Consider the following 14,905-nt stretch of genomic DNA (forward strand, 5'->3'; position numbering starts at 1 on the left):
AGGTATTATGCAGCGCCGGTCGCCAAAAAGACAATCCGGGCGTTATTCGCCTTCTCCTCCTTCGCGTCGCGCTCCGAGTGAACGCGAACGAGTTCGTCCGCAGGAAACGCCTCCTCAAACCAGTATCAAACAAGCGGCTCGTCGACAACAGCGCATACGCCAGCAACGCCGCAGAAAACGCATGGCTTTCCTGCTTGGCCTTCTTTTCTTCGTGGCGGTTATCGCCTATGTACTTACGCATGCCTCGGCATTTCGCATTCAATCCGTTCGGGTGGAAGGGAATAAGGTGCTGAGCGATCGAGAAGTGATGAATGCGTTGGGCGATGTGGATAGCAATATCTTCACTTTTCCGACGAAGCGCTGGCAGGAGCGCCTGCGTCAGGTGGAAGGAATTGAGGACGCATCGTTTTCTCGCGAATTGCCGAATCGTCTGGTGGTCAAAATCAAAGAAAACTTTGTGGTCGGCGTCTTTGAATCTGCCGGACGGCCGTATTATGTCAATGAGCAGGGGAAAATTACGGATCACTATCTGCCGGAAAAGAACCGTATTAAACCTGTCGTTCTTGAAAAAGAAGTAGAGAAAATCGGGATCGGAGAAGATTTCTTTTCCGACGCGCGGGAACTCGAATTTTTGTCTACATTACAGGATACGCAATTGGTGGACAACGTTTCAAAAGTTCGTTTTGAAAAGCCACAGCACATTGTTATAATGTATAATGATATTGTCATCCGTTTCGGACAACCGAATGACATCATTCATAAGTTTACCGACTTGGACGCCGTACTTCGCGAAATTGAAAAGAATGGCGTCAAGGCGCAAGAGATTATATTGGACGAAGGACAAAATCCGATTGTGGTTACCGGAAACGGGCAACGTATTTTGCCTGATGAAAAAGAATCAGGCAAAGGAACGCAAGGAAACTGAGGGGGAGTCATGAACACATTCGACATGGAAGTAAACAATGACGGTTTGGCAAAAATTAAAGTTCTTGGTGTCGGCGGAGGCGGAAACAACGCGCTGAACCGGATGAAACAACAGGGGTTGGCCGGTGTGGAATTTATTGCAGTCAACACCGACCGTCAGATCCTTGAAGTTGTGGATTCCGATAAGAAACTGCAAATCGGTATTAAACTGACGCGCGGTCTCGGATCCGGCGGAAATCCGGAAGTGGGCGAGAAAGCGGCAGAAGAATCCAAAAGCGATATTACCGAATTGCTTGCCAACACGGATATGGTCTTTATTACGGCCGGCATGGGCGGCGGAACGGGAACCGGTGCGGCTCCGGTCGTTGCTGAGGCGGCTCGTTCCATGGGAATCCTAACAGTTGGCGTCGTAACGAAACCGTTCGGTTTTGAAGGACGCAAGCGTCAGAGCCAGGCCGAAAGCGGCATCAACAAGTTAAAAGACAAAGTCGATACCCTCATTGTTATTCCGAATGATCGCCTGTTGCAGGTTGCCGAACGGCGCACCTCCATGGTAGAAGCCTTCGGTATGGCTGACCAGGTATTGATGAACGGTATTCAGGGCATTTCCGACCTTATCGCGGTGCCGAATATCATCAACCTCGACTTTGCGGATGTTGAGTCCATTATGAAGGATCAAGGCATTGCGCACATGGGTATCGGCATTGCCAATGGCGAAAATCGTGCGGTCAACGCGGCCAAAGCTGCGGTCAAGAGCCCTCTTCTGGAAACCAGCGTTGATGGAGCAAAAGCGGTATTGGTCAACGTCACAGCGGCTGAACTCGGCATTTTCGAAGCCAATGAAGCGGTCGAAATGATTCGCGAAGCGGTCGATCCGGATGCCAATATCATCTTTGGCGCCGGCGTGGACGAATCCCTCGGTGATGATATCAAGATTACCGTGATTGCCACCGGTTTTGACAACCGTAAAGTTTCCGCAAACGATGACGGCCTTGAACGCCGCGAGCATCGGTCAAGTGAAGACTCCTCTTCGGAATCGAATGCTTCCAAAGCGGATGATATGGATATTCCGGAATTCCTGAGAAAGTATCGTTAGTATGAAATGTCCGTATTGCGGGTTTCCCGATACGAAAGTCATTGACTCGCGCCCCACAGAAGATAATGAGGCGGTTCGCCGCCGCCGAGCCTGTCTCAAATGCAAAAAGCGCTTCACTACTTATGAGCGCTACGAAGACCAGGCGATCGTGGTAATCAAAAAAGATGAAACGCGAGAGCCGTTCATGCGCTCCAAAATTCTTAACGGTATGATTCGCTCCGTTGAAAAACGCCCTGTGACGGTGGAACGCCTGGAGAAAGCGGCGGATGCCATTGAAACGCAGCTTAACCATCTGAATCAACGTGAAGTCACCACCGCTTATATCGGCGAACTGGTGATGGATCAGCTGAAAGCGATCGATAAGGTGGCGTATGTGCGTTTTGCATCGGTCTATCGTGAATTTCAGGATGTGGACAGCTTTTACAAGGAATTGAACAGCCTGACGGATGAGCAGGAACAGGATAGAACGGACGAATAAAGCAAAGGCGATCCAAAGGATCGCCTGCTTTTTTTACGGACGGAGGGAAGATGGATTTATTGCAGAGACAGCAGCAAAATGAACAGCGCAAGAATGCGCCTCTTGCTGATCGCTTGCGTCCGAAAACACTGGACGATGTGGTTGGCCAGGATGCGGTTCTTGCACCCGGAAAACCCCTTCGTCGTCTCATTGAAGCGGATCGCGTTCCCTCACTAATCCTGTTTGGACCGCCGGGAACCGGAAAAACAACCATTGCGCACGTGATTGCTGAGCGCACCAATCGCGCCTTTCGCAAATTGTCCGCTGTGACCAGCGGAGTAAAAGAATTACGTGAAGTCGTGGACGAAGCAAAACAAGCCCTGCTTTTTGATCAGGTGCGAACGATTCTCTTCATTGATGAGATTCATCGCTTCAATAAAAGTCAGCAGGATGCGCTGCTTCCACACGTTGAAGACGGTACGCTTACGCTCATCGGGGCGACGACGGAAAATCCGTTTTTTGAAGTGAATAAAGCATTGCTCTCCCGCTGTCAGGTGGTGGAATTGACCTGGCTTTCTACCGAGGCCTTGGAAAAAGTTCTCGACCGTGCTCTGTCGGATACAACGATGGGGCTTGGTGCCTATGCGGTTACTTTGGATACGGATGCCCGAGCGTTGCTTCTCGCCTCCTCAGGCGGTGACGCGCGCGTGCTTCTCAATTCTTTGGAGATCGCGGTGCTGTCGACGCCGCCGGTTAACGGTCGTATCCGATTGACCAAAGAGGATATGGCGGAAAGTATGCAAAAGAAGCGCGTTCAATACGACAAAGGTGACGAAGAGCATTACAACACGATCTCGGCTTTCATCAAATCGGTACGCGGTTCCGATCCGGACGCAGCAATATATTATCTTGCCCGTATGTTGGCCGGGGGAGAAGATCCTCTTTTTATTGCTCGGCGCCTGGTGATCTTGGCCAGCGAGGATATCGGAAATGCACAGCCGATGGGCTTGGTGCAGGCGGTGAGCTGCTATCAGGGCGTTTCGCAGATCGGCATGCCGGAGGCGCGTATTCTTCTGGCGCAGACGACGACCTTCTTAGCTTCTTCGCCGAAAAGCAATGCGTCATACGTTGCTATTGATGAAGCGCTGCGCACGGTTCGCGAGGATCCTCCCGCGGATATTCCGCCCTATTTGAAAGACGCGCACTATAGCGGTGCAAAAGCGCTGGGCAGGGGGTTGACGTATCGTTACCCGCATAATTATCCTTCCGGCTATGTCTTGCAGAATTACCTGCCGGATGAAATAATGGGAAAGACCTTTTATCATCCCGTCGATCGCGGTGCTGAAGTACGGCTCAAGAACTATCTTGAGAGTCTGCCGAAACACGAAAGATCCGCCGATGAGGATGACCGTCAGTAAGGAGAAAGCATGGAAATTAAAGTATGTTATCGCGATGCGGAAAAGCACGCAAATGAAATGATTACGATTCAAGGATGGATTCGGCAGTCGCGCATTTCTAAAAATGTCGGCTTTTTTATGGTGAATGACGGCACATTTTTCCGTCCTCTTCAAGTCGTGATTACGCCCGATTTGGACAACTACAGCGAAGTCTCTCACTTTTCCGTGGGAAGCGCCATTGCGGTGGAAGGAACGCTAAAGAATACACCGAATTCACCGCAACCCATTGAGCTGGAAGCGAAAACCGTCACCTTGCTCGGCGATAATGCAGAGGATTACCCCATCCAAAACAAACGCCAGAGCATGGAGTTTCTTCGTCAATATCCCTATCTTCGCTCTCGTACGAATACGTTTAATGCGGTATTTCGCACGCGAAGCGAGATTGCTTTCGCTATTCATGAATTCTTTCACGAGCGTGGCTTCACGTATGTGCACACGCCGTTAATTACCGCTTCCGATGCCGAAGGGGCAGGCGAAATGTTCCAGGTAACGACGCTGGATTTAGAGAATGTACCGAAAACGGAAGAAGGGAAAGTGGACTATCGTGAGGATTTCTTCGGCGTACCGGCACACCTTACCGTTTCAGGCCAATTGGAGTTGGAAGCCTTTGCCATGAGTCATCGCGACGTCTATACGTTCGGCCCGACCTTCCGGGCGGAACATTCCAATACAACGCGCCATGCGGCTGAATTCTGGATGATTGAGCCGGAGATTGCGTTCGGTGATCTGAACGATATGATGGATTTAGCAGAAGATATGATGAAGCATATCCTCAACCGCGTGATTGAACGCCTTCCTGAGGAGATGGATTTCTTTAATCGTTGGATTGACAAGGGATTGTTGGAACGCTTGAATCTTGTGCGCAAGGCTAATTTTGCTCGCATGAGCTATACCGAAGCGGTTGCGCTCTTAGAAAAAGAGAATTCCCGTTTTACGTTCCCTGTGCACTGGGGAAGCGATCTGCAGTCGGAGCATGAGCGATTCCTTACGGAAGAAGTCTTCAAAGGCCCCCTTTTCGTGACGGATTATCCGAAAGAGATCAAGTCTTTCTATATGCGCTTAAATGACGATGGCAAGACCGTCGCCTGTGCAGATATGTTGGTTCCGGGTATCGGCGAACTTATCGGCGGTTCCCAGCGTGAAGAACGCGAAGAGGTGCTCCTTGCACAAATGAAGGAAAAGGGCATCAAAGAAAAAGATTATCGGTGGTATACGGATCTTCGCCGTTTTGGCGGATGCGTACACAGCGGCTACGGCCTCGGCTTTGAACGCTGCGTGATGTACATGACCGGTATGGCGAACATCCGCGATGTGCTGCCGTATCCGCGTACGGTGAATACCTTGCGCTGACGCCGTGCTCGGAATACATTTGAAAGCGCTGCGCTAGGGAGAAGGAAGAAGAGAATTAGACAGACAGGAACTGTGAACGAAGAGAAGAAGGGTGTTAATGGAAACCTATAATCCCGCCGTTATTGAAAAAAAGTGGCAAGTGTTTTGGCAGAACGAGGACGTTTTTCATGCCACACTGGATCCTGAAAAGAAGAAATACTATGCCTTGGTTGAATTTCCCTATCCGTCCGGACAGGGACTTCATGTCGGTCACCCGCGCCCCTATACCGCATTGGATATTGTCGCGCGCAAGCGACGTCTCCAAGGCTATAACGTGCTCTATCCGATGGGATTCGATGCCTTCGGTTTGCCGACGGAGAATTATGCCATTCAACATCGAATTCATCCGGCGGAAGTGACGCGGAACAATATCCAACATTTTAAGGATCAGCTGGATGCCATTGGCTTTTCCTTTGACTGGGATCGCGTGGTGAACACGACGGATCCGAATTATTATCGCTGGACGCAATGGATCTTTATTCAGCTCTATAAGCACGGCCTGGCATATAAAAAAGAAGTGCCCATCAACTGGTGCCCGCATGATCTCGTAGGCCTTTCCAACGAGGAAGTCGTGGACGGAAAATGTGAGCGTTGCGGAACGCCGGTGGAACATCGTGTAAAAAATCAGTGGATGCTCAAAATTACGGAATATGCCGACCGTTTGATCGATGATCTGGAAGAAGTGGACTATTCGCCGCGGATTAAGCAACAGCAAATCAACTGGATCGGTCGCTCCCACGGTGCGGAAGCCGATTTTTCGGTTCTTGTCGGCGACAAGGAAACAGATGATGTCCTGACCGTCTACACAACGCGTCCGGACACCATGTTCGGCGCGACTTACATGGTTGTTGCCCCGGAACATCCGTTACTGACGAAGTATGCGGCATCCATTGAAAATAGCGAAGAAGTAAAAGCGTATCAGCAACAGGCCTTGCTCAAATCGGATTTTGAGCGCGGTGAGCTGGCCAAAGAAAAAACGGGTGTCGCGTTGCAAGGGGTTTGTGCCAAGAATCCTGCCACAGGAAAAGCCATTCCTATTTGGGTATCCGACTATGTTCTCATGAGCTATGGCACCGGCGCCATTATGGCCGTTCCGGCGCATGACGATCGCGACTGGGCGTTTGCTAAGAAATTCGCGCTTCCCATCGTGGAGGTTGTTTCGGGTGCAGAAAAACCGGTGGAAGAAGAGCCGTTTACGGATGTGTCCGAAGGTACCATGGTCAATTCCGGATTCCTTAACGGCATGCCCGTTCAGGATGCCATCAAGGCCATGATTGATTATCTTGAGAAACATCAGCTGGGCAAAGCCAAAACGAATTATAAGTTGCGCGACTGGGTATTCAGTCGTCAGCGTTATTGGGGAGAACCCATTCCCATGGTTTATTGTGAAGAACACGGCTGGGTTCCGTTGCCGGAAGAAGAGCTGCCGCTGCTTTTGCCGGATGTGCCCAACTATCAGCCGACGGCAACCGGGGAATCGCCGCTTGCCGAAATGAAGGATTTTGTGGAGACGACGTGTCCGATCTGTGGCAAACCTGCACGGCGCGAAACGGATACCATGCCGCAGTGGGCGGGCTCTTCCTGGTACTATCTGCGCTATATGGATCCGCACAATACGGATGCGCCCGTTTCTCCGGAAGCGGAGCGGTATTTCGGCCCGGTGGACTGGTATAATGGAGGCATGGAGCATACCACGCTTCATCTGCTCTACTCGCGCTTTTGGCATAAATTCCTTTATGACATCGGCGTAGTATCCACGAAAGAACCCTACGCCAAGCGCACGTCGCATGGCATGATCATGGGCGACAACGGGGAAAAGATGAGCAAGTCTCGCGGAAATGTCGTTAATCCCGACGAAATTGTCAGCGAATATGGCGCCGACACGTTGCGCACCTATGAAATGTTCATCGGCGATTTTGAGAAGAGCGCCAACTGGACGGAAAGCGGCGTACAGGGATGTCGAAAATTCCTGGAGCGCGTTTGGAAAATGGCGGAAATCGTCAACGAAGATGACGGTGTGGATGCTGAAACCGAAGTGTTGTTGCATCAATCGATTAAGAAGGTCAGCGAAGATTTCGAAACGTTGAAATTCAATACAGCGATTGCGCAGTTGATGACGCTTTCCAATGCCCTGCGCGCAAAGGAGCGCATCACGCGCGGAGAGTGGAAGATTTATTTGCTGCTGCTTAATCCGGTTGCACCACATCTCACCGAAGAATTGTGGGAAAGAGCGGGCTTTGATGGCCATATTGCCACGGACGGGAAATGGCCGGTATACGCTGAAGATAAGTTGACGGAAGCCTATTTGGAAATGCCGATTCAAATTAACGGCAAGGTTCGCGGCAAAGTATTGTTGGCACCGGAGGCAACAAAAGATGATGCGCTGAATGAAGCGAAAAAGGACTCCGGTGTTGCGCGCTATTTAGAAGGAAAAACGGTCATCAAGGTCATTTTCGTTCCTGGAAAGATTTTGAACCTGGTGATTCGTTGAGCCCTCATCATGGGCAAACAGTAAGGACAGGTCTATGAAACTGACTACCAGAAGTCGATATGGTTTGCGTGCTATGACGTATATCGCTGCGCACGCAGAGGATGGACAACCGGTTCCGCTATCCGAGATTGCGGAGGCGTTGCTCTTGAGCGAAGCATATCTTGAACAATTGTTGCGCCTGCTAAAAAAAGTGCCGTTGGTCAATACGGTGCGCGGCGTCAAGGGCGGTTATGTGCCTGCCCGCGACCCGAAAGACATTACCGTACTGGAAATGTTGAATGTTTTGGAAGGCGAATTTTGGCTCTCGGATTGTGCCATTGCGGGAGATTGTCCCGGCGGTTTCACGAACTGTCCAACACGGATTCTGATTACACGGATGAACAATGCGATATATCAGTCCATAGAACACCTGACTTTGGCGGATATGGTTGAGCTTTCCCTGGCGGTATGACGTCGTTCTGGCGTGATTAGATGCCTTCCCTGCGCAGTGAACGATGAATGGTTAACGAAGAAAAAAGAGGATGAAGATGCAATATCTTGGAATGAATGAATGTCGGTCAAAATATCTGGATTTTTTTGAAGCGCAGAATCATACGCGCCTGACCAGCTTTTCGCTGGTTCCGGAAGATGACGACAGTCTTCTACTTATCAATGCGGGCATGGCTCCATTAAAGCCTTATTTTATGGGCGAGAAGAAGATGCCCCATAATCGCGCAACGAGCTCACAACGTTGTGTACGTACGGCTGACATTGATAACGTCGGCAAAACGGCACGCCATGCGACATTCTTTGAAATGCTGGGAAACTTTTCCTTTGGAAATTATTTTAAACCGGAAGCAATTCAATGGGCTTGGACATTCCTTACGCAGGAGATCGGCATGGATCCCGATCGTCTCTGGATTACCGTTTATGAAGACGACGATCAGGCGTATGATCTTTGGACCAAAACGATCGGTGTAGCGCCCGATCATATGCTGCGCCTGGGCAAAGAAGACAATTTCTGGGAGTTGGAGCAGGGACCTTGCGGACCGTGTTCGGAAATTCACTATGATCGCGGCCCGGAATATGGCGAAGGAACCAGTCCGTTGGATAATTCGGACCGCTTTATGGAAATTTGGAATCTTGTCTTTACGCAATTCGATCGCCAAAAGGACGGATCTTATGTGCCTCTAGCACATCCCAACATTGATACCGGCATGGGACTTGAACGCCTTGCGCTGGTGTGTGAGAACAAGGACAATATCTTTGAACTCGATGAATTTGCGCCGTTAAGAAAGACTATTAAGGCGCTTTCCGGAAAAGAGTATGGCGAAGATCCTAAAGCGGACGAATCTTTCCGCGTCATCATCGATCACTCCAAAGCCATCACCTTTCTGGTTTCGGATGGCGTAGTGCCTTCCAACGAGGGGCGCGGTTATGTTTTACGACGCCTTCTGCGCCGTGCGGCACGTTATGGGAAGCTATTGGGAATAAAAGGCAAATTCTTGGCCAAGACCATTACGGAAATTATGAAGGTTTATGGCGAAGAATATCCGGAAATTCTGCAAGGAAAAGAGCGCATTTTCACTGTGGTTGAGCGAGAGGAAGAAAATTTCCAACAGACCATTGACCAGGGGCTGGCACTTCTTGAAGAGCTTATGGAAGAAGCGAAAGCAAAGGGTTCGAGTACACTCGACGGTGCGCGTGTGTTCCGTCTCTATGATACGTTCGGTTTTCCTATTGATTTAACCCGTGAGATTGCTGCGGAACAGAACCTTCAAGTCGATGAAGCCGATTTTCAAGAGCGTATGGAAGCGCAGCGTCGTCAGTCACGTGCACGTCGCAAGGAAACGAGCGGATGGGATACCGAGACGGCCATTACGGTCGAAGACGTTGAGAAAACGGTCTTTACCGGCTACGATACGTTGGAGGGCGACGTTAACGTACTTGCCCTTTATGAAGGCGGTGAGCGCGTTCAGTCGCTGGAAAATGGAAAAGAAGGTGTTGTCGTCTTGGATCGTACGCCCTTCTATGCGGAAAGTGGCGGTCAAGTGAGCGATGTAGGAACCTTGACGTCGGCTGATCAGGTTGTACGCGTTCAGGCGGTAAAAAAGGATAAGAATGAAATTTTCCTGCACACGATTATTGTCGAAAAAGGTTCGCTTAAGGAAGGTGATATTCTTCACGCTTGTGTAGAGAAAGATCGTCGGGAAGATATTCGTCGCAATCACTCCGCCACGCATTTACTGCATCGCGCTTTGCGTGAAGTGCTTGGTGATCATGTTCATCAGGCCGGTTCCTTGGTGGAACCCGATCGCCTGCGCTTTGACTTTACGCATTATCAGGCGATGACCGAAGAGGAAAAGCAGAATGTAGAAAAAATTGTCAATCGTGCAATTTTTGATTCGTATCCGGTGCAAACAAGGGTATTACCTCTACAGGAAGCAATGGCCGAAGGAGCAATTGGGCTCTTTGAAGATAAGTATCACGACGCGGTGCGCGTCGTTTCTATGGGAGACTTCTCTAAAGAACTATGTGGCGGAACACACGTGGAAAATACCGCTCAACTACAGGTATTTACACTGCTCAGTGAACAGGGCGTTTCTTCCGGTGTACGACGCATTGAAGCGGTAACCGGCCGCAACGCTTTACAGGGGATGAAGGAAAAGGAAGAGACCTTGCTCGCCTTAGCGGATCTGCTCAAAACAGCACCGGAACATCTTCTTCAGAAAAGCGAAGCGCTATTGGAAGAAAACAGAGAAGTCAAGCGCGAGTTGCAGTCCTATGAAACGAAAATGGCCGGTGAACTTTCACGTCAATTGGATTCCTCCATAGTAACGGTGGCGGGCGTTTCCGTGCTGGCCTCGCGTGTGGACGGTAAGACGATGGATGAGCTGAAAGATCTTGCTGACGCGTTAAAGGCCAATCATCCGGAACTGGTGATTGCTCTTGCTTCAGCGACCGAGGGCAAGGTCTATTGGGTTGTTTCGGTAGCGGATGCGTTGGTGAAGAAGGGAATCAAAGCCGGGGATCTGGTCAAAACATTGGCTCAAAAAACCGGCGGAAACGGCGGCGGCCGTCCGCAGTTTGCTACGGCGGGAGGAAAAGATGCCGCGAAAATCGATGAGGCATTGCAAAGCGTGAACGCATGGGTGGAAGAAAAACTGGCGTAATTCAGCCGAATCCTCACGATGCGTTACGCACAATATGGTTAGGAGGCGAAGATGTCAAAAGATTTCAGCGAAACGATGCTTTTTACGCCGATTGAAGAACGACACAATATGGAAGAAATTTTGGCCAGTGTGTATGCCTCCCTTAAAGAAAAGGGTTATGCGCCGGAGAATCAGATTATCGGTTACATTCTTTCCGGCGATCCGACATACATTACGAGCTATAACGGTGCGCGCAAGCTCATTCGTCAAATTGATCGAGACGAACTGCTTTCGACGTTGCTGTCGTATTATCTTGAAGGACATAATATTCCTTCGTAGGAAGGGGATATGGGTTGACACGCGCAATGGGATTGGATATCGGTACAAAAACCATAGGGGTGGCGTTAAGCGACCCCACCTATCTCATTGCGCAAGCCCATACGACCATTCATCGGTCGACACTGGCGGCGGATCTTGTCGCATTGGATGAGATCATTTGTGCGTTTGCTATTCAAGAAATTGTTATCGGCTTGCCCAAGCATATGAATAATCAGATGAGCGATTCGGCTCGCCGAGCGAAAAGCTTCGGTGCCGAATTAACGAAAAAGGGGTATGCCGTGACGTATCAGGACGAGAGATTGAGTACCATTCAGGCGAGCACGGTGCTGATGAAGACCGGCGTGCGTCGGGAGAAACGGAAACAGGTTGTTGACGCGATTGCGGCAACGTTTATTCTTCAGCAATGGCTGGACAGACGGGAAAAATAATGAACAGAGAACAGATTGTAGTTAATGACGGGGAACGTGACGTAGTGTTTGATCTTCTTGCGTCATTTTCCTTGGAGGATAGAAACTATTGTTTTGTGGAAGACCATGAGGATGGTACTTCCTTCTTTTTGCGTTATTTTGCCGATGGAGACGATATGGTCTTTGCAGCATTGGAATCCGAACAAGAACTCGATGAGGTGAGCGAAGCCTTCGAGGAATTAAATAGAACAAAAAGAGAAAAAGAAGAAGAGGAGGAAAATCGTTGAAAACAAAAGCAAATATAAAACGATTACGGGTGATTCCGCTGGGCGGATTGCGCGAAATCGGAAAGAACATGGCGGTGGTCGAATACGGCAATGATATGATTGTGATCGACGCCGGCCTGACGTTTCCGGATGAAGATATGCCCGGCGTAGACACCGTGATCCCGGATATTTCCTATTTGGAGAAGAACAAGGAAAAACTGCGGGGGATTTTGTTGACGCATGGCCATGAGGATCATTACGGCGCGGTGCCGTATGTCCTCAAAAAACTGCAGACCAATGTCTATTGCACACGACTTACCGGGGGCATGCTGGAGAACAAATTCAAAGAACACGGCATTAATCCGTCCGTAATTAAATATGTAAAAGCCGGTGATGTGTTGCGCCTGGGTGCACTGGACTGTGAGTTTATTCGCGTTGCACACAGCATTCCGGATGCCTGTGCCATTGCCGTGCACAATCCGGTGGGAACCATCCTTTTTACCGGGGATTTTAAGTTCGATTTCACCCCCATTGATCATGAACCGACGGATATTCATCGCCTGGCGGAACTGGGTGAGGAAGGAGTGTTGGCTCTTTACAGCGATTCCACCAACGTGGAGCGCCCGGGTTATACGCTCAGCGAGCGCAGCGTGGGGGAGACGTTTAAGCAAATCTTCAGCAATACCAAGGGGCGTCTGATCGTCGCTACGTTTGCATCCAACCTTCATCGTGTACAGCAGATTATTGAGGCGGCAGAGGCGAATCATCGTAAAGTAGCTCTGTCCGGTCGTTCCATGCTCAACAATGTCGCGGTAGCAAGCGAATTGGGCTATCTGCGTGTACAAAGCAAGACATTAATTGACATTAAAGATGTGGAAAAATACAAACCGGATGAAGTTTGCCTGCTGATCACCGGCTCGCAAGGCGAACCGATGAGTGCGCTTTCGCGTATGTCCAACGGTTCTCATCGGCAAATCACGGTCGGCGAAGACGATACGATCATCCTCTCCGCGTCCATGATTCCGGGCAATGAAAAAAGCATCGGAGACATGATCAACGCGCTGATGCTGCGCGGATGCCGCGTGGTTTATTCTTCGCTTCAGAATGTGCATGTTTCCGGACATGCCTGTCAGGAAGAAATTAAGCTCATGCACTCGTTGGTAAACGAGGAATACTTTATTCCTGCGCATGGTGAACCGCGTATGCTCATTACACATAAAAAGCTGGCGATGGATCTCGGCTTGCCGGAAGATCATATTCTCATGGCTGAAAACGGCAGTGTCATTGAATTTAATCGTGTCGGAAAAACTGTGGTTGCCAACATGGATGAAAAAGTACAGGCCGGACAGATTCTTATCGACGGCTTAGGTATCGGTGATGTCGGCTCTGTCGTGTTAAATGACCGCAAACGTCTGGCCGATGACGGTATGATTTCGCTGGTCGTCACGGTGGATCGCAACACGCATGAAGTGGTCGCCGGACCCGAAATCATCTCGCGCGGATTCATTTATATGAAAGACAACGTGGACGTTATTGAGGAACTGAAAAAGATTGTGATTCAGATTTTTGACGATGCCAAGCGACGTAAAATCACGGATTGGGCCTTCCTGAAGTCACGTATGCGTGAAGAAGTAAAGAGTTATGTCTATAAAGAAATTCAACGCAACCCGATGATTCTTACGATCATCATGGAGACGGATGGGCATGTCGAGCAGTAAAAAAAAGGTGGAGTTGCTGGCGCCTGCGGGAGACGAAGAAAAACTGCGCACCGCTTTGCACTTCGGCGCGGATGCCGTCTATCTGGCGCTGGATCGCTACGGCCTGCGCACAGCATCTCGGAATTTTTCGTTGACCACGCTTCAACAGGCTGTGGATTATGCGCATCATCGTGATGCCAACGTATACGTTACGATGAATATTCTTGCCCATGAATCGGACTTTGTCGGCCTTGCCGATACAGCGAAAGCATTGGAAAAGATGGGCGTGGATGCCGTCATCGTCTCAGACCCGGGAATTTTTCAGGTGATCCGAGAAGAGACGTCTCTTCCGATTCACATCTCTACGCAGGCGAGTCTCATGAATGCCAAAACAGTGCAGTTCTGGGGTGATCAGGGCGCAAAGCGCATCGTGTTAGCGCGCGAACTTACGCTTTCCGAAATCGCTACGATTCGTAAAACCATTGATCCGGAGTTGGAATTGGAATGTTTTGTACACGGCGCCATGTGCATTTCCCATTCCGGTCGGTGTTTACTTTCCAACTATATGACCGGACGGGATGCCAATCGTGGCGACTGTGCGCAGGCATGTCGCTGGAAATATGCGTTAATGGAAGAAACACGTCCGGGGGAGTACTTTCCGATTGAAGAAAATGAACGCGGCACGTTCATCATGAATTCGAAGGATCTATGCCTCTTGCCGCATCTTCCGAAACTCATGGCAAACGGAATAGGCAGCTTAAAAATTGAAGGGCGCGTGAAGAGCGCCTATTATGTCGGGACGGTGGTGCATGCTTATCGTCTCGCGCTGGATGCGATCGAAGATGGAACGTGGAGCGAGGAACTGGTCTCGTATTGCCTGAAAGAAATTCAAAAAACCAGTCATCGCGCATTCACGACCGGATTTTTGTTCGGAAACCCGGGATCGGAAGGACAAAACTACGCATCCACCTCGTACATTCAAGAGTATGATTTTATCGGCATGGTGACGGCCGTCGATGAGGAAAGAAATACCATTTCGGTTGAAGTGCGCAATGCGTTTTCCGTAGGGGATCATCTGGAAATGATGACCACAGGGAAAACATTGGAATGGGATGTTTCCGTCCTCTTCACCGAAGACGGCGTTTCGCTTAAAAGGGCAAAAACGCCAAAATCCATTGTCACGATGCCGAAGCCGGGAATTTGTTCCGTTGGCGATATGTTGCGACGCGCGAAGGAAACGTCCCTGTAAAA

The 14,905-nt window shown here is 49.9% G+C and carries 13 protein-coding genes; all 13 read left to right on the top strand.

Going from position 1 to position 14,905, the window contains the following annotated elements; translation table 11 throughout:
- The first annotated feature begins 7 nt into the window (after positions 1–7).
- The 13 genes from BN3910_RS01780 (at position 8) to BN3910_RS01840 (ending at position 14,903) form a co-directional block, all read left to right on the top strand.
- A complete protein-coding gene (locus BN3910_RS01780) occupies positions 8–925 on the top strand; it encodes a cell division protein FtsQ/DivIB (RefSeq protein WP_066923763.1) in 918 nt (305 codons plus the stop codon).
- 9 nt (positions 926–934) lie between these two features.
- Positions 935–2,020 (top strand): cell division protein FtsZ, encoded by a 1,086-nt coding sequence (gene ftsZ / locus BN3910_RS01785; RefSeq protein ID WP_066923765.1) that lies wholly within the window; start codon positions 935–937, stop codon positions 2,018–2,020.
- 1 nt (position 2,021) lies between these two features.
- Positions 2,022–2,498, top strand: coding sequence for a transcriptional regulator NrdR (nrdR, locus tag BN3910_RS01790; protein WP_066923767.1), 477 nt, complete (start codon positions 2,022–2,024; stop codon positions 2,496–2,498).
- A gap of 50 nt (positions 2,499–2,548) precedes the next feature.
- A complete protein-coding gene (locus BN3910_RS01795) occupies positions 2,549–3,895 on the top strand; it encodes a replication-associated recombination protein A (RefSeq protein WP_066923769.1) in 1,347 nt (448 codons plus the stop codon).
- Between the two features lie 9 nt (positions 3,896–3,904).
- Complete coding sequence (gene asnS, locus BN3910_RS01800) at positions 3,905–5,284, top strand: asparagine--tRNA ligase (RefSeq protein WP_066923771.1); 1,380 nt, start codon at positions 3,905–3,907, stop codon at positions 5,282–5,284.
- 97 nt (positions 5,285–5,381) lie between these two features.
- Positions 5,382–7,814: a leucine--tRNA ligase gene (leuS, locus tag BN3910_RS01805; RefSeq protein ID WP_066923772.1), complete on the top strand. Its 2,433-nt coding sequence runs from the start codon at positions 5,382–5,384 to the stop codon at positions 7,812–7,814.
- A gap of 34 nt (positions 7,815–7,848) precedes the next feature.
- Positions 7,849–8,265, top strand: coding sequence for an RrF2 family transcriptional regulator (locus BN3910_RS01810; protein ID WP_066923774.1), 417 nt, complete (start codon positions 7,849–7,851; stop codon positions 8,263–8,265).
- A 76-nt stretch (positions 8,266–8,341) separates the two neighbouring features.
- Positions 8,342–10,966 (top strand): alanine--tRNA ligase, encoded by a 2,625-nt coding sequence (gene alaS, locus BN3910_RS01815; protein WP_066923775.1) that lies wholly within the window; start codon positions 8,342–8,344, stop codon positions 10,964–10,966.
- A 51-nt stretch (positions 10,967–11,017) separates the two neighbouring features.
- Positions 11,018–11,284 (top strand): IreB family regulatory phosphoprotein, encoded by a 267-nt coding sequence (locus BN3910_RS01820; protein ID WP_066923776.1) that lies wholly within the window; start codon positions 11,018–11,020, stop codon positions 11,282–11,284.
- Between the two features lie 14 nt (positions 11,285–11,298).
- The gene (ruvX, locus tag BN3910_RS01825; RefSeq protein ID WP_066923780.1) at positions 11,299–11,712 is read left to right on the top strand and encodes a Holliday junction resolvase RuvX; all 414 of its coding nucleotides are present in this window, start codon (positions 11,299–11,301) and stop codon (positions 11,710–11,712) included.
- Positions 11,712–11,978: a DUF1292 domain-containing protein gene (locus tag BN3910_RS01830; protein WP_066923781.1), complete on the top strand. Its 267-nt coding sequence runs from the start codon at positions 11,712–11,714 to the stop codon at positions 11,976–11,978. Before ruvX ends, BN3910_RS01830 begins: the two co-directional genes overlap by 1 nt.
- Complete coding sequence (locus tag BN3910_RS01835; RefSeq protein WP_066923784.1) at positions 11,975–13,675, top strand: ribonuclease J; 1,701 nt, start codon at positions 11,975–11,977, stop codon at positions 13,673–13,675. The genes BN3910_RS01830 and BN3910_RS01835 overlap by 4 nt, the downstream gene beginning before the upstream one ends.
- Positions 13,662–14,903 carry a peptidase U32 family protein gene (locus BN3910_RS01840; protein WP_066926129.1) on the top strand — a complete coding sequence of 414 codons (1,242 nt, stop codon included), beginning with the start codon at positions 13,662–13,664 and terminating at the stop codon, positions 14,901–14,903. The genes BN3910_RS01835 and BN3910_RS01840 overlap by 14 nt, the downstream gene beginning before the upstream one ends.
- Positions 14,904–14,905: the final 2 nt, after the last annotated feature.

This window comes from Murdochiella massiliensis, from assembly GCF_900059565.1.
Classification (GTDB): Bacteria; Bacillota; Clostridia; order Tissierellales; family Peptoniphilaceae; genus Murdochiella; species Murdochiella massiliensis.

Coding starts and splice junctions, on each gene's coding strand:
- BN3910_RS01780 (WP_066923763.1), top strand. CDS start 8: ATGCAGCGCCGGTCGCCAAAAAGACAATCCGGGCGTTATTCGCCTTCT.
- ftsZ (WP_066923765.1), top strand. CDS start 935: ATGAACACATTCGACATGGAAGTAAACAATGACGGTTTGGCAAAAATT.
- nrdR (WP_066923767.1), top strand. CDS start 2,022: ATGAAATGTCCGTATTGCGGGTTTCCCGATACGAAAGTCATTGACTCG.
- BN3910_RS01795 (WP_066923769.1), top strand. CDS start 2,549: ATGGATTTATTGCAGAGACAGCAGCAAAATGAACAGCGCAAGAATGCG.
- asnS (WP_066923771.1), top strand. CDS start 3,905: ATGGAAATTAAAGTATGTTATCGCGATGCGGAAAAGCACGCAAATGAA.
- leuS (WP_066923772.1), top strand. CDS start 5,382: ATGGAAACCTATAATCCCGCCGTTATTGAAAAAAAGTGGCAAGTGTTT.
- BN3910_RS01810 (WP_066923774.1), top strand. CDS start 7,849: ATGAAACTGACTACCAGAAGTCGATATGGTTTGCGTGCTATGACGTAT.
- alaS (WP_066923775.1), top strand. CDS start 8,342: ATGCAATATCTTGGAATGAATGAATGTCGGTCAAAATATCTGGATTTT.
- BN3910_RS01820 (WP_066923776.1), top strand. CDS start 11,018: ATGTCAAAAGATTTCAGCGAAACGATGCTTTTTACGCCGATTGAAGAA.
- BN3910_RS01830 (WP_066923781.1), top strand. CDS start 11,712: ATGAACAGAGAACAGATTGTAGTTAATGACGGGGAACGTGACGTAGTG.
- BN3910_RS01840 (WP_066926129.1), top strand. CDS start 13,662: ATGTCGAGCAGTAAAAAAAAGGTGGAGTTGCTGGCGCCTGCGGGAGAC.